We start from the raw sequence: 13836 nt of genomic DNA on the forward strand, positions 1-13836 counted from the left end.
AATTAGGCTTTTATGGCAAAAGAAAAGACCTCCTTAACGATTTTATTTCATCGCTAAAAAGGTCTTTCTCTATTTCTACTAAAAACTTAGCACTCTTCTGGCTTACCAGCATTCGTCGCTGTACGGAAAGATGATCCACATCCACATGATGCGATTGCGTTTGGATTGTCGATTGTGAATCCACCGCCAAGCATAGATTGTTTATAATCAATTTTTACTCCTTTAACAATTGGAGCACTTTCTGTATCGATAACAAATTCAACACCGAAAAACTCAAGAACTGTGTCGTCTTCTTTTGGTTCTACTTCAAATCCTAAGCCGTAAGAAAGGCCCGTACATCCGCCGCCATGTACAGCAAGGCGCACGTACTTCTCTCCATCTTCAGCATCTTTTAACATATCTTTAATTTGAAAAGCTGCTTGTTCTGTTACTTCAATCATGAAATACACATCCTTTCTGTTCTCATTCTATTATACATCTTTACGCTTCTATCTTGTACTCATACACTCCGCGGCAAATTACTTCCGCTGGTCCTTTCATTAACACATTGCCTTCTTCTGTCCATGCAATCATTAAATCGCCACCAGCTAAATGAACTGTAATTTCCTTACCACGTTCCATCTTTCCATTTAAAATAGAGGCTACAACCGCAGCACACGCCCCTGTTCCGCAAGCCTGTGTTACGCCAGATCCACGTTCCCAAACGCGGAAGTTCATCTCTTCTTCATTCAAAATCTCGATGAATTCAACATTTACTCGCTCTGGGAACATTTCATGTGTCTCAAGAACTGGTCCAAGTGTTGTAAGAGGTGCTTGTTCTACATCATCAACAAAAATAACTGCATGCGGATTCCCCATTGAAACAGCTGTAAATGCATAACGATGATTATTGTATAAGAAGTTTTCACGAATAAATGGCGTTTCACCTTCACCAAGCATCGGTATTTCTGCACGTGTTAAACGAGGCGCTCCCATATCGATTTTCGCTAATGTAACTTTCCCTTCTACTACCGTTACTTCCGCCGTTACAATGCCAGCTAACGTTTCAATTGCGAAAACTGTATCTTCTACTAGTTTATGCTCATACGCATATTTCGCTACGCAGCGTAAACCGTTACCACAGCTCTTTCCTTCTGAACCATCATTATTAAACATGCGCATTTTCACCGGAGCTACGTCAGATGGACAAATTAAAATCATTCCATCTGCTCCAATACCAGTATTAATATTTGAAACCTTTTCCGCCACAAGAGCTAAATCTTCTTCGGGAATTTGTTCTTCAAACATATTTACATATATATAACTATTGCCAAGACCATGCATTTTTGTAAAAGAAAATTGGCTCATTTGTATTCACTCCAAAAATAATTTGTTATTTTAAGTATAAAATGCATGCTTTTAGAACACAATATGAATGTCCCCCGTTTCTCATATTTGACAACATTTGGCGATGAGCCATTCTTGCGCAAATTGTGTAAGAAAAAAGCCCTTCTAAAAGGGCCTTTTTTATTTATATACAATATTATCCTCCCCTGCGAAATAGGATTTTATCTAATAGAAAAAGAAAAAGGTGCTGCCGATTGCAACACCTTAAAACATTGGATTTTCATCCAAATACTCATATACATTATTGACAAGTTCTTCTACTGTAGAACCTTGTACTACTTCACCATTTACAAGTGCAAATGGTCCTTCAAAACAAATACCACAATATCCTAAACAACCATACTCCATTACATCTAAATTCGGATCTTTTTCTAATTTCTCTAAAGCTGCTTGTGAGCCACTCGCAAGGTTACCCACACAAAATTCAATTAACGGTTTAATCAAAATTCTCCCCCCTGTACTACAAAACAAATTACTTTCTGACCTTATCTATAAGAATAAAACTAAGTTTTCTCTTGTTGTTTTCGTTATACATTCTAAACTATTTAGTTACTTCACTATTTCACTTCAAAGTAGATGGTTTTATTTTATATAACATGCTATTCATAATGAAATAGTAACTAAAAAATGAAAACAGTTTACTTTACTTTTCTTCTTATTGTACAACAGAGTATTCATTCATGCATTGTTATTTGTTCACAAATTCGATATAATTTGATTGAGTAAAGTCGAAATATTTTATTAATATAAAATTGTGTGATTAGGGGATATTTCAACAGAAAAGGGGTAATCCATCATGAAACACCTCGTAATACTAGGTGGCGGCTACGGTGGAATGAGAATTCTGCAACGGCTACTTCCAAACAACCAACTTCCGGATGATGTACAAGTGACATTAATCGACAAAGTACCATACCATTGTTTCAAAACTGAATATTATGCATTAGTAGCGGGTACAATTTCAGAAACGCATATTCGCATACCGTTTCCTGAGCACCCACGCCTTAATATTCAATACGGCACAATAACAAATATTGATCTCGAAGAAAAAGCTGTTCATCTTGATGGCGGCGAAGCAATCCAATATGATGATTTAATTATCGGACTTGGCTGTGAAGATAAATATCATAACGTTCCTGGAGCAAAGGAATATACGCACAGTCTACAATCGATTGAACAAACACGTAAGACATATGAACAATTAAATAGTCTAGAACCGAATGCAACAGTTGCTGTTGTTGGTGCGGGCTTAAGTGGCGTTGAAGTAGCAAGTGAACTTCGCGAAAGCCGTTCTGATTTAAAAATCTATTTATTTGATCGAAAAGATAGAATTTTATTCCCATATCCAGAGAAATTAAGTAGATATGTAGAAGAATGGTTTGTAAAGCATAAAGTTAACATTATACGAAACTCTAACATTACAAAAGTAGAACCAAATATTGTGTACAACCACGATGAGCCACTTGAATGTGATGCAATCGTCTGGACAGCTGGTATTCAAGCAAATGAAGTTGTTCGAAACCTTCCAGTTGAACAAGATGGTAGCGGACGGGTTGTTTTAACAAAATATCACAATATTCCAAATAACGAGCACGTTTACGTTGTAGGAGATTGTGCAGCACTTCCACATGCACCATCTGCTCAACTTGCTGAAGGTCAAGGAGAACAAATTGTCCAAATATTATTAAAACGTTGGAATAATGAGCCACTTCCTGATGAACTACCTGTAATTAAATTAAAAGGTGTTCTCGGTTCTCTTGGTAAGAAGCACGGCTTCGGTTTACTAGCAAACCAACCATTAATGGGGCGTGTACCGAGATTGTTAAAATCAGGTCTTCTTTGGATGTACAAATATCATAAGGGTTAATACTTTACAGGCTGTCTACTATGTAGACAGCCTCTTTTATTAGTTACAATATAATTATCAGACACATCTTTCTCAACATGGATAATGATTTATTTTTCATTTTTATATTAAAAACTAGTGATAAACAGTGTATGCTATTTATAAGTTGTTTATTATTTCCTTTAAGACCGAAGTCATTCGGTCTTATTTTTTATGTTGTAAATACTTTTACAGGAGGCATTTCATTTCACTTATGAACTTAACGAAACTAAACGATCGAATAGAAGCGAAGAAGAAAGAATTGATCTATCTCGTTGAAAAGTACGGATTCACTCATGATAAAGTAATTTCTTTCAGCCAAGAATTAGATCGTTTACTTAACTTATTAATAAAACTCAAGACGAAGAAAAAACGTTGCTCTTTATAACCGTTCTCTTCTCTTTTTTGATACGATATAAAGTGAAACTTTAATCAGCCCTCACCAATCGGGCTTTTACGGGCAGCCCGCCCCCCACCTAACTTCTTTGCTTTCGCTGAATTTTGAGGTGGGGGCTTACTGCCCGCAAATAGCGGGATAACTAGAATCTGAAAGGAGCAATTTATGTTTATATTAAAAGACGTTACCTATAAAGATATACTACACATTCCTTATTTACAGATTCAAAAAGAAAAAATCACATGTATTATCGGTGAAAGCGGGAGTGGAAAAAGCACCTTGCTCCGCATGTTAAATGATCTACAATCTCCAACATCTGGCACAATTGAATATAACGGAAAACTAATTTCTGATTATCCCCCTATTCAATTACGACGTGACGTAGTTATGCTTGGGCAAACGCCACCTATTTTCGATGGAACCATTAAAGACAATCTATTAATGGGACTTCGTCTTTCTGAAAAACCATTTCCAAATGATGATGCCCTGCGAAGCGCATTAGCGACTGTTAGCTTAGAAAAAAATTTAGAAGACAACGCTGATTCATTATCAGGCGGGGAAAAACAACGACTTGCTTTTGCACGTATCGTACTTATGGATCCACCTGTCTATTTATTAGATGAACCAACCTCGGCGCTAGATAGTGATACAGAACGCCGCGTTATGAAACAATTCACTATACTGGCAAGAGAAAAGAAAAAAACAGTTATCTTCATCACACACTCGCAACAACTTCCAGAAGAAATTGCAGACGACATTATTGAAATTAGTAAAGCAAACGGTGCAACTAGAAAGGAAGTGCTCTCAGTTGAAGGGCGTTATTGAACTCCAAATTTGGCAACTTGCCGCTGCATATATTTTCATTCTTATTTTAATTGGACTTGTAAAATTAAAAGGTATTCCGCGTGAAAAACAAATTGCACTCGCAACATTCCGTATGACGATTCAGCTTGTACTTGTTGCCTATGTCCTTACATACGTATTTGAAAATAGTAATCCATTTTATACAATTGCTCTTATTACTTCTATTACTACCTTTGCAATTTTTAATATTTATAAACGAGTCAATATCCCGATGTCAAAAGACTTAAAACGAGTAGCCGCTCTTTCCATGGTTGCCGGATCAATTGGGCCACTTCTACTATTTATCTTTGTTATTATCGGGCATGATCCTTGGTATGCGCCGCAATATATCGTTCCGATTACGGGAATGTTAGTTGGAAATGCAATGACAGGTGTTTCTCTCGGTGCAAATACATTCTTAAACAACATGAAATCGCAAAGAGGTCAAATTGAAGGAGCACTTATGCTCGGTGCAACACCGAAAGAAGCAACTGCTCCACTCATACGCGACGCTTTTGACTCTGCTATTTTGCCAACAATCAATTCTATGGTCGGAATGGGGATTATAAGCTTACCGGGCATGATGACCGGTCAAATATTAGCTGGTGTTTCACCATTTACAGCCATTCAATATCAAATCGCCATCATACTCGGTATTTCAGGAAGTACCGCTTTCGCTGTCATTATCTTCTTACAGCTTGGATATAAGACCTTCTTTAATAAGCGGTGTCAGTTGAAAGAAGTTGACTATGGTGCGCGGTAAGTCGTACTACTTGCTCGGTAAATGGTGCACTGTTCGCGCTGAATGAAATTATACCGAAAAAAAAATGACAATAAAAAAGAGGAGGCTACTCGCCTCCTCTTTTTACTTACGCCTTCTTAACGAATTGTGATTTTAACTTCATCGCTCCGAAACCGTCGATTTTGCAATCAATATCGTGATCGCCATCAACTAGACGGATACTCTTTACTTTCGTACCGATTTTCACAACTGAAGAAGTTCCTTTTACTTTTAAATCTTTAATGACAGTAACAGCATCGCCGTCTTGAAGAACATTTCCGTTCGCATCTTTTACAACTTTTGCACCATCATTATTTTCAGCTTCTGCTTCTTGGCCCCACTCATGAGCACATTCTGGACATACGAAAAGAACGCCATCCTCATACGTATATTCTGAATTACATTTTGGACAATTTGGTAAAGTAGCCATAAATTCATTTCCTCCGTTCATTATTTATACGTAAAAATCAAAATTGATGTTTACATCTCGATAAATAAAATTTGTATAGCATTTCTTTATAGTGCCATATTCTCACGTTATTGACAAGCCTACCTGGAATTCTCATTTTTTATTGTATTTTACAAAATTTCAATTCGTATGGTGTTTCCAATAAAAAAGAAGAACCTTCACAAGATTCTCATTTTCAAAATGAACGAATTCTCACTAGAGCCCCCATCCATTTTCCTCAATATAAAATTGATACTCTTCTAGCTCATCTTCACTTAACTTCTTATTATTCTCATATACTTCTTGCCATTCAAAATAGTCTTCACTAAAATAAACAGCAAATTTAATTTTCACGTTTTTCTTCTCTGTATAATCATAACCAGTAAATTCTACTACATCATAATCTTGTTCTTTCTTCACAAACTTCCAAGTTGGATTATCCGTCATAATCTCTAAAGTAACACCTTCACTACTTGAACGAACAACATTTTTAATATTCGGCTCAGTTTGTAAAAGGGAGAGTCCGAACATAGCTCCACCAAACACGATTCCAACTATAACCTGGACACCAACCATACCAGCAAAACTAGCGCTCCCCTTTGATTGTAGGTAATACGCCTTCTCATGATCTGGCATATTTTCTCCCTTATGTAAAACACGAACAGCATGCTTATAATATAAACGGTTTCCTTGCCATCCAGTAAATATCATCGTTCCTAACTGAAGAACTAAACTACATGTTAAATAAACCCCATCTGGAATATCTATAAAAGGAGTTACAACGATACTAGGTATCGCCAATAACGTAAGTATAATAAACAACTTATACATTTTACGATAAGCTAACCAAAAAGTTGGGAAGAAAAAGGCTACCCAATTCCACGTATTCCCTTGCGCTGGATTTTCTACTTTGCCCCATTTAAAGTCATAATAAGCTGTATTCTTTTGAACAACTTTATGTAATTCTTGCGGAGAAATTGTTTCTTGTAAAACAGTGTCATTCACGTACATCATCCTTTTCTTCTTTCTACATACATGTATTTTATAGAAAGAAAAAGAAGGAATCTAACAAAAAGGACATATATTTCATAAAAATGAACAGAAATCGAATATATTCCGACAATTCCCCGTTTCTTATTCCATTTTTCTTTTTAATATATTAAAATACTTATGAATGATACGTTTAATACACTAAGTTAAGCATTTTACATAGGCATAAAAAAAGATGTTCCAAAATCATTTTGAAACATCCTCTTAATTTTCCACTATTTTAAACTACCTTTAACTTTTTCAATAACATCCTCTATACGTTCCGCTATACATTCCAGCTCCCAATCTCCCTCACCATGCATAGCCGTATAAACTGGACAATTCTCATCATTACTATCTACAAAAATCGGATCTCCAAGATACGAGTCTATCCCAATTACAATCCATCCTTCTTTCCAATCTCCTTCTTCATTCCCGATTAAACTTTGCCCTTCATCATCAAAGCTATAGCCAAGTTGGCCTTCTTCTATTTCTTCACTATTAAATAGTTCTATTGTCATTGGTTCAAATTCATACTCTAACTCAATTTCATTATCCTCAGCACGATCTACATATTCTAAAAGTTGTTTAATTTTATTGTGGTTTATCATAAGACTTTCTCCATTCTCTCTTAAAAAATCTAGCTCTAGTCATATTATAATATATAAAATAAAGTTCATAAAACTACTATTTCAGGTGATTAAATATGAAGTGTATAGCTTGGACAGAAGATGTTTTTTCACAAAACTTCACTACGTTCCATATTACATAATGTTTCACATGAAACTATCGACATTCCGAATTACCTTTCTACTATTTTCGACTGGTTTCAAACGTGGGCATCTTATGAAAATTTAACAAAAATAAATACCGAGGAAAAAGAGCCCGTATTCTTTCATGAAGTTGATATGTATATGAAAAAACTAGTAGAAAGCGCAATGTAATTTCACATTGTGCTTTCTACTAGTGCTTTATATTCCTCTTGTAATTTTTTAAATTGTTCTTCATATTTTTGCATCTTTACGATATCCGTCTTCGAATTAAGGAGTGGTCTTCTTCTCCCAGTCACCATTATATTTTTCCCCTCTATTGCATCGTTCATATGTACATAAGGTTTAAAAAACTCACATTCCGTATATGGCAATGCTACAGATAATTTTGCATACTCTTCTACCTTAAATTGATTAGATATGCTTAACTCTTTTAAAGTTTCCAATTGCATTAACGGTTCTAATGAATCATCTTTAACCTTTAAATTCATCAAAGTAAGCTTTTGCAACTGCTGTAATTCAGCGAGTGGTTTTAAAGTTTGTACTTTCATCGCTGCATTTATCCCACCACCCATATAGAAGGTATTGAGTTGTGTGCACTTACTTAAAGCACTTAAATCTTCTAACTTAGAAAAATCATCAATTAGTAAGGATTTGAGTTTTTTATTATAATCAATATCCCATAACGTCTTCGCTTTTGTATTCCAGCACATATGTAACTGTTGTAAATTAGACAATTTCTGAAGGCTACTTAAATCCTCGACCCTCATTTCGTAAACATATAATATATCGGGACAAACATACGTAAGAATATGATCAAACTGCTTTTGATTTACTGCGAACACCCATAACTTTTTAACTTGCAAAGATGCTAGTCGTTCTATATTTTTTGTTTTCCCCTCAATCGCTACTTCTTCTAAATCACCAGCTATACTTGCTAAGTCTTTCGTAATCTTCGGCTGATCACCAATCGGAAACATTTTATCCTCCCCTACAACTCCCAAATAATATTCATCTCTTCAAACGACGCTTTACTAACTTCTAACCCTTCACTATCATCCGTTCCAATCATCGCTACTTCTTCTTTAGATAACTTAATTTCCTCATTTGGATTTTTGATTTTTCTCTCATACACGAGTTGTAAAAGCTCTATTTGTTCCTCTGTTAGCTCATACTCTTCTTCCAATCTTTCTATTGCAGATCCCCTATCCAGTAATGGAATTTCTAATAAAAATCCACCGTTCTCTTCCATTTCTTCAAATGAATCGATTGAATACGCACCGCTATCCTCAATCCAAAAAGCTGTTGTAATGAAAGGAACTGTTTCGCCTTCTACTTCTTCTAATACGTATTGAAGTGCTTCTTCTTTCGCAATTTCTATCACTTCAGAAGGTGCTCCTTCAAAATAATTTGCTGCATCAATCCACTCATCAATTCGCTCACTATTCACGTCTTGAAGACATACAATCGTGTAATTCGGATAAAACGTAATTGTCCCTTGTCCGCCTTGAGTATCTTGCATACTATAGTTACATCCATCCCATGAACTTTCATGTGAGAAATCAGGAGCATGCGCTGCAAAAATTGCGCCTGCAATCGACTTTAAAATGCATCCTTTCCATAATTGTTCTTTATTTATATGTAATTTATATTTACTCATCATCTTCCTCCATGCACATATTTTGTCTATTATCTTTCGATTTCTCATTTCTTGTAAAGTGATTTTTCATTATTTCAAAATAATAAAGCACCCTTTGCATAAAGGATGCTTTTACATTCATCTACCATTTCTCTCTACACGTCTCAATTAAGTGCAGCAAATACCTCTTCGTCATATCTGCCCTTCTCCACCTTGAGAGCATTCGCTTTTCTTTTGGGTTTTTCCGTATTCTCGCTACTTCTTTTAATAAAAGCTCCCATTCTTCCGCTGAATGTTCTAATAAGTATTGTAACCCTCTATCTTTTGAAACAATTGTTTTATGATCTAGTGTATATAAAATACGCCCCATCGTAACGACCGCTGATTCTACCCATTCTTCTATAAAGAATAAATATGGCTGCTTGGCCTTTCCACTCCAGTACTGTTCTACGTTGTATTTCATCGTATTGACTACATCATCCCACCCTATTTGAAACGAAAGGTCTCCCGCTTCTTTCCCGGTAACTGTAATGCCTTGATTTTTCAATGTCCACCATGTGACCGCATTAATGTCCCAATGTCCTATATCCGCCTTGCCATCTGCACAATACACGTACTCATTCATTTCATCATTGTATTTCCCTAAATCAGCAAGCGGAATATACATACCATCCATTCTTTTACCTAACGTACTACTACTACTAAGTTTCTTATGTAGTTCTACAAGTTGTTGTTTTTCAGCCTCATTCACGGAATCACTTATTACCGTAACAAAATCAACATCGCTCGTTTCCACATGAAATGCACCGAGCGCGATAGATCCGTAAATATATACGCCGACTATTTTTTCGTCTAAGAAAATTTCTTTTAACCCTACTATGTACTGCTCCATCAACTGCTCTACTTCTTTTGGTAACGCATGCTTTACTACATTCTCCACATCTATCCCTCCAATGAAAAAAGCCTTTGCAAATTCGCAAAGACTTCCTACTTTATAAATATTTCTCGATTTCTTCGTAAACATCCTTCAAACGAGGATTTCCTTCTCCAACAATTTCTCCATTTACAAGAACGACCGGATAAAATAAATCTTCCTCCACTACGCGTTCTGCAAATGCTTTTTTATCTTCATCTTCTTGTTCTTCTTGAAAATCAATATACTCGAAATTAAATTTATTTTCTTGTCCTTCATATTTACGACCAATCGCCGCTTGTAACCACTCAAACGTTTCTGTTGAAGATGGCATTCCAACGCAGCTCGCACAAATTACTTTCGTCCCATACACTTGCACATTAACCATTTCTTCTCCCCCACTTCTTGTTTCAACAGCATATTCAGATGTCTTATTACATAAGCACATCATTTTACAAACTTATTCCATACCCCTATACTGAAAAAACACGAAAAAATATTTCGACAATAAAACAAGAAGAGAAAAAATAGATTTTCCCCTCTATCTTGATTATAATAAAACTGATGAAAGGAGTCGATAAAAATGGAAAACCCACATATGCAAGAACAAGTACTAGAAGTATTAGATAAATTACGTCCATTCTTACTTCGCGATGGCGGAGACGTTGAATTAGTAGACATTGAAGAAGGTATCGTAAAATTACGCCTTATGGGTGCATGCGGAAGCTGCCCAAGTTCTACAATCACACTAAAAGCTGGTATCGAACGCGCGTTACTTGAAGAAGTACCAGGCGTTATCGAAGTAGAACAAGTATTTTAATCTAAAAGCAGACGCGGCTCGTTCAGAATCGCTTGCTAGAAAGAGACCCATTTGGGTCTCTTTTTTTATTCAAATATCACTTATGCGTTAACATCATAAAACAAAATTGGAAATCCTTCTCAAAAAATGCGATAATTGATACTATATAGTGAATCGTTCACACATATAAAGTAAAAAACATAGGGGGACGACACATGCTAAAAATGGGGAACACTTTTTTAACAATTCAAGAACTAGAAAAGAAAAAAGAGTATTTATTAGACCTTTCATCCGTTATACCGACATGGAATGTGAGCTATCAATTTTTATTTAAAGAAATCCAGCAAGAATTATTGAGTAAAGTAAATGAAAAACTCGAAAAGCATCAATTCGTTTTAAATATATGTGCAGATCAACAGGTAGGGGCATAATGTATTACATACAATTGTAGTATAAAAAAAGAGACCTCAATCGGTCTCTTTTTTTATTTTAAGACAGCCAATCTAATTTCCTAATTCCTAACTTATCGACCGGTAAACGAAGTGAGCCATAAAAATGCTTCATAAATTGCTCAGAACGGTTCACATCGTGTAAAATGGCTTCTAAGCGATCTCTATATATGCTTTTTTGTTCTTCGTTTCCAGTTTGATAATATCGTTCGACTGTTTCAAAATAGTGAAGCGGGAACAGGAGCCTTGCAAATAATAGGCGCCAACCAAATGAGGATAGCGAATAATTTCGTTCGTAATCTGTAACAAATTGAACGATTGTTTTCTCCCAGTCTTTCTTTTTTTCTATCATCATATAACGGATTAATTCTGCCATATCTCGAGTTGGGTGATCATACACCCAATCAAAAGGAAGTTTGAGACGCTTCGTTTGATGCCATAATAAGGGTGTAAATCGTTCTTGGCAAATTGTTGCTGCATCAGTCATTTGCGGCGTATCATCCATCTCTGTATCGACAACATACTGAATTGCATTTTCTGCAACTCCTAAGTAATACGGGAAGGATTCAATAAACAATTGATCGAATACGTCTGTAGGGTGGTTCATCACTTGTGATTGCCAAAACTTTTCTAATTGATCGAGCCTTTTTTCCCATAATGCTTTCCATTCACCAATGCGGCTTAATTGCTCGATTTCTTCTGGAAAGAATGCACCTCGTTTATGGAATATAGAAAGCTCACTTCCTAATGATGTAGCATGTCGTTCTAACGCACGCATACCTTTTAATAAGCAGTAATTTTGTTCTTCTATCTCACTTACATAGTAGCCGTGTATAGTCGGAACGAAAGTCGCTACAGTTAGATCCCCTTGCTGGTTCATGTAATCACTGAGCTTTTTCATCTCTACAAGTACTTCTTCCGCCATTTCTCCAATTGGAATAAGTACATAAATCTTGTTGCGAATCCAAAAGCTTTTATAGGGGCCAAGGGGGATTAATTCTTTAACATGCATATGATAATGCTCATAAATATGATGAATCATCGCAGTCGCCACCTATGGTTTTTCTTTATATATATGAGCTTGTGCTCGCCTTTCATTCCTATGCACATGATAAAGCAACGAAACGTATACAAATACTAAAAAGAAAAAAAGGTGATAAACATGAAAGAATCAAATCAACTACAAGAAAGAGCATTACAACTATTACAAGAGCGCGGTGTAACAATTGACGATATTGCTGAGCTTGTTCATTTTCTCCAAAAAAAATATCATCCAAATTTAGAGATGTCAGAATGCCGTTATAACGTTGAGCGTGTATTATCAAAACGTGAAGTACAAAACGCACTGATTACTGGTATCGAACTCGATGTTCTTGCTGAAAAAGGAATGTTAAGTGAGCCGTTACAAGATATCGTAAAACGTGATGAAGGCTTATACGGAATTGATGAAGTGATCGCACTTTCTATCGTTAATGTGTACGGCTCTATCGGTTTCACGAACTTTGGATATATCGATAAATTAAAACCTGGTATTTTAGAATTCTTAAATGATAAATCATCTGGAAAGGTACACACATTCCTTGATGATATCGTTGGCGGAATTGCTGCCGCTGCTTCAAGCCGTTTAGCGCATAGAGCTGAGCATTCGGAATGAAATATGAAAGACCGTCAGTTTCATACTGACGGTCTTTTGTATTCCATGAGCATAAATTCTCTTCCGCGGCTCAAAAAAATAGGACCTTGTTGAAAACCTATTTTTTTATATAGCGTAATCGCCCTTGTATTAAATGTCGCTACACTAAGTCGAAATGTTTTCGGCTTACATTCTTTAACAGCAAACGCTATCCCAGCTTGAAAAAACATTTTTCCAAGCCCTTTCCCTGTTAACGCTGGCTTCATGCCAAGTCCGATATCAATTACATCTTCTCCACCATATAAATGAGCATCTCTTCCCCCCGGCACTTGTGCATTTTCCCCAAAACAAAAATAGCCGATAAACTCTCCCTTATCGTCACAACAGCCGTAATACGTCCCATCTAATAATTCTTCTATTACTTCTTCCTCACCTGAAAAACTATACAATTTATAAGGTTCTTCATACGTCCATGTATTTATCTCATTTGCTTCTTCTACCGTTAACTTATGTATATCCATCCTTCTCTCTCCTAATCAAGTATTCTATATATACTCATTCATTTTTCGTGCCTCATTTCCCTTCAATCGAATTATGCATAATTACATACGCGCGCCTATGAAACAAATGGTACAATTTAATTGAATCGCTGTTGCTACACTTCTTGATCAAAGAAAAGGCGTTAAAACGGATATTAGCGCCTTATCAAACTCAAGCAATTGGCACATTTTGTCATCATGAAAGACACTCGAAAGAGTGTCTTTTTTTTATATCTCACAAGGACTTACTCATTTCAAAATATAAACACATAAAATAATGTAACTCTTTACACACATGAACCCCTTTCTAAAAGTTGTGAAGTAG

General features: G+C 35.9%; 19 protein-coding genes and 1 pseudogene. 8 read left to right on the top strand and 12 right to left on the bottom strand.

The window, feature by feature from the left end; all coding sequences use genetic code 11:
• Window positions 1–86 precede the first annotated feature (86 nt).
• From ACXY7N_RS25450 to ACXY7N_RS25460, 3 genes are all read right to left on the bottom strand, one after another.
• Window positions 87–440 carry a HesB/IscA family protein gene (locus tag ACXY7N_RS25450; protein ID WP_000573830.1) on the bottom strand — a complete coding sequence of 118 codons (354 nt, stop codon included), beginning with the start codon at window positions 438–440 and terminating at the stop codon, window positions 87–89.
• Window positions 441–480: 40 nt separating this feature from the next.
• Entirely contained in the window at window positions 481–1347 is an 867-nt protein-coding gene (dapF, locus tag ACXY7N_RS25455; RefSeq protein ID WP_016085725.1) for a diaminopimelate epimerase, read from the bottom strand.
• 243 nt (window positions 1348–1590) lie between these two features.
• Window positions 1591–1830 carry a YuzB family protein gene (locus ACXY7N_RS25460; RefSeq protein WP_000595027.1) on the bottom strand — a complete coding sequence of 80 codons (240 nt, stop codon included), beginning with the start codon at window positions 1828–1830 and terminating at the stop codon, window positions 1591–1593.
• A 352-nt stretch (window positions 1831–2182) separates the two neighbouring features.
• On the opposite strand from ACXY7N_RS25460, the gene ACXY7N_RS25465 reads away from it, so the two are divergent.
• From ACXY7N_RS25465 to ACXY7N_RS25480, 4 genes are all read left to right on the top strand, one after another.
• Window positions 2183–3253 (top strand): NAD(P)/FAD-dependent oxidoreductase, encoded by a 1071-nt coding sequence (locus ACXY7N_RS25465; protein WP_016135931.1) that lies wholly within the window; start codon window positions 2183–2185, stop codon window positions 3251–3253.
• Window positions 3254–3485: 232 nt separating this feature from the next.
• Window positions 3486–3659 carry an aspartyl-phosphate phosphatase Spo0E family protein gene (locus ACXY7N_RS25470; RefSeq protein ID WP_001054621.1) on the top strand — a complete coding sequence of 58 codons (174 nt, stop codon included), beginning with the start codon at window positions 3486–3488 and terminating at the stop codon, window positions 3657–3659.
• A gap of 174 nt (window positions 3660–3833) precedes the next feature.
• Window positions 3834–4493, top strand: coding sequence for an ABC transporter ATP-binding protein (locus tag ACXY7N_RS25475; protein ID WP_016085723.1), 660 nt, complete (start codon window positions 3834–3836; stop codon window positions 4491–4493).
• Window positions 4477–5274: an ABC transporter permease gene (locus tag ACXY7N_RS25480; RefSeq protein WP_016135932.1), complete on the top strand. Its 798-nt coding sequence runs from the start codon at window positions 4477–4479 to the stop codon at window positions 5272–5274. The genes ACXY7N_RS25475 and ACXY7N_RS25480 overlap by 17 nt, the downstream gene beginning before the upstream one ends.
• Before the next feature lie 106 nt (window positions 5275–5380).
• Here the strand turns inward: ACXY7N_RS25480 and phnA are convergent, their stop codons facing one another.
• From phnA to ACXY7N_RS25495, 3 genes are all read right to left on the bottom strand, one after another.
• Complete coding sequence (gene phnA, locus ACXY7N_RS25485; RefSeq protein WP_000212737.1) at window positions 5381–5722, bottom strand: alkylphosphonate utilization operon protein PhnA; 342 nt, start codon at window positions 5720–5722, stop codon at window positions 5381–5383.
• A 234-nt stretch (window positions 5723–5956) separates the two neighbouring features.
• On the bottom strand, window positions 5957–6751 hold the full coding sequence (locus ACXY7N_RS25490; protein WP_048894609.1) for a DUF2628 domain-containing protein: 795 nt from the start codon (window positions 6749–6751) through the stop codon (window positions 5957–5959).
• Between the two features lie 254 nt (window positions 6752–7005).
• Window positions 7006–7380 (bottom strand): hypothetical protein, encoded by a 375-nt coding sequence (locus ACXY7N_RS25495; protein WP_016135934.1) that lies wholly within the window; start codon window positions 7378–7380, stop codon window positions 7006–7008.
• 150 nt (window positions 7381–7530) lie between these two features.
• On the opposite strand from ACXY7N_RS25495, the pseudogene ACXY7N_RS25500 reads away from it, so the two are divergent.
• Window positions 7531–7713: pseudogene (locus ACXY7N_RS25500) on the top strand (DUF4304 domain-containing protein); the annotation flags it as partial.
• Window positions 7714–7715: 2 nt separating this feature from the next.
• Here the strand turns inward: ACXY7N_RS25500 and ACXY7N_RS25505 are convergent.
• The 4 genes from ACXY7N_RS25505 to ACXY7N_RS25520 form a co-directional block, all read right to left on the bottom strand.
• Window positions 7716–8519 carry a leucine-rich repeat domain-containing protein gene (locus tag ACXY7N_RS25505; RefSeq protein WP_488592681.1) on the bottom strand — a complete coding sequence of 268 codons (804 nt, stop codon included), beginning with the start codon at window positions 8517–8519 and terminating at the stop codon, window positions 7716–7718.
• Between the two features lie 11 nt (window positions 8520–8530).
• Complete coding sequence (locus ACXY7N_RS25510; protein WP_016135937.1) at window positions 8531–9199, bottom strand: hypothetical protein; 669 nt, start codon at window positions 9197–9199, stop codon at window positions 8531–8533.
• A gap of 121 nt (window positions 9200–9320) precedes the next feature.
• The gene (locus tag ACXY7N_RS25515; protein WP_141533937.1) at window positions 9321–10118 is read right to left on the bottom strand and encodes a nucleotidyltransferase domain-containing protein; all 798 of its coding nucleotides are present in this window, start codon (window positions 10116–10118) and stop codon (window positions 9321–9323) included.
• Between the two features lie 52 nt (window positions 10119–10170).
• Window positions 10171–10479 (bottom strand): YuzD family protein, encoded by a 309-nt coding sequence (locus ACXY7N_RS25520; protein ID WP_000248590.1) that lies wholly within the window; start codon window positions 10477–10479, stop codon window positions 10171–10173.
• A 195-nt stretch (window positions 10480–10674) separates the two neighbouring features.
• Between ACXY7N_RS25520 and ACXY7N_RS25525 the strand changes: the two genes are divergently transcribed.
• A complete protein-coding gene (locus tag ACXY7N_RS25525; RefSeq protein ID WP_000431159.1) occupies window positions 10675–10911 on the top strand; it encodes a NifU family protein in 237 nt (78 codons plus the stop codon).
• A gap of 194 nt (window positions 10912–11105) precedes the next feature.
• A complete protein-coding gene (locus tag ACXY7N_RS25530) occupies window positions 11106–11321 on the top strand; it encodes a hypothetical protein (RefSeq protein WP_016135939.1) in 216 nt (71 codons plus the stop codon).
• 58 nt (window positions 11322–11379) lie between these two features.
• On the opposite strand, the gene yutH is transcribed toward ACXY7N_RS25530, so the two are convergent.
• On the bottom strand, window positions 11380–12381 hold the full coding sequence (gene yutH, locus ACXY7N_RS25535; RefSeq protein ID WP_016085712.1) for a spore coat putative kinase YutH: 1002 nt from the start codon (window positions 12379–12381) through the stop codon (window positions 11380–11382).
• A gap of 120 nt (window positions 12382–12501) precedes the next feature.
• Here yutH and ACXY7N_RS25540 point away from each other — a divergent pair, with 120 nt between their 5' ends.
• Window positions 12502–12993 (top strand): phosphatidylglycerophosphatase A family protein, encoded by a 492-nt coding sequence (locus ACXY7N_RS25540; RefSeq protein WP_000665100.1) that lies wholly within the window; start codon window positions 12502–12504, stop codon window positions 12991–12993.
• 20 nt (window positions 12994–13013) lie between these two features.
• Here the strand turns inward: ACXY7N_RS25540 and ACXY7N_RS25545 are convergent, their stop codons facing one another.
• Window positions 13014–13493 carry a GNAT family N-acetyltransferase gene (locus tag ACXY7N_RS25545; RefSeq protein WP_016085711.1) on the bottom strand — a complete coding sequence of 160 codons (480 nt, stop codon included), beginning with the start codon at window positions 13491–13493 and terminating at the stop codon, window positions 13014–13016.
• Window positions 13494–13836: the final 343 nt, after the last annotated feature.

The sequence above is a fragment of the Bacillus sp. 5w2 genome (assembly GCF_054353775.1).

Coding starts and splice junctions, on each gene's coding strand:
- ACXY7N_RS25450 (WP_000573830.1), bottom strand. CDS start 440: ATGATTGAAGTAACAGAACAAGCAGCTTTTCAAATTAAAGATATGTTA.
- dapF (WP_016085725.1), bottom strand. CDS start 1,347: ATGAGCCAATTTTCTTTTACAAAAATGCATGGTCTTGGCAATAGTTAT.
- ACXY7N_RS25465 (WP_016135931.1), top strand. CDS start 2,183: ATGAAACACCTCGTAATACTAGGTGGCGGCTACGGTGGAATGAGAATT.
- ACXY7N_RS25470 (WP_001054621.1), top strand. CDS start 3,486: ATGAACTTAACGAAACTAAACGATCGAATAGAAGCGAAGAAGAAAGAA.
- ACXY7N_RS25475 (WP_016085723.1), top strand. CDS start 3,834: ATGTTTATATTAAAAGACGTTACCTATAAAGATATACTACACATTCCT.
- phnA (WP_000212737.1), bottom strand. CDS start 5,722: ATGGCTACTTTACCAAATTGTCCAAAATGTAATTCAGAATATACGTAT.
- ACXY7N_RS25490 (WP_048894609.1), bottom strand. CDS start 6,751: ATGTACGTGAATGACACTGTTTTACAAGAAACAATTTCTCCGCAAGAA.
- ACXY7N_RS25495 (WP_016135934.1), bottom strand. CDS start 7,380: ATGATAAACCACAATAAAATTAAACAACTTTTAGAATATGTAGATCGT.
- ACXY7N_RS25505 (WP_488592681.1), bottom strand. CDS start 8,519: ATGTTTCCGATTGGTGATCAGCCGAAGATTACGAAAGACTTAGCAAGT.
- ACXY7N_RS25510 (WP_016135937.1), bottom strand. CDS start 9,199: ATGAGTAAATATAAATTACATATAAATAAAGAACAATTATGGAAAGGA.
- ACXY7N_RS25520 (WP_000248590.1), bottom strand. CDS start 10,479: ATGGTTAATGTGCAAGTGTATGGGACGAAAGTAATTTGTGCGAGCTGC.
- ACXY7N_RS25525 (WP_000431159.1), top strand. CDS start 10,675: ATGGAAAACCCACATATGCAAGAACAAGTACTAGAAGTATTAGATAAA.
- ACXY7N_RS25530 (WP_016135939.1), top strand. CDS start 11,106: ATGCTAAAAATGGGGAACACTTTTTTAACAATTCAAGAACTAGAAAAG.
- yutH (WP_016085712.1), bottom strand. CDS start 12,381: ATGATTCATCATATTTATGAGCATTATCATATGCATGTTAAAGAATTA.
- ACXY7N_RS25540 (WP_000665100.1), top strand. CDS start 12,502: ATGAAAGAATCAAATCAACTACAAGAAAGAGCATTACAACTATTACAA.
- ACXY7N_RS25545 (WP_016085711.1), bottom strand. CDS start 13,493: ATGGATATACATAAGTTAACGGTAGAAGAAGCAAATGAGATAAATACA.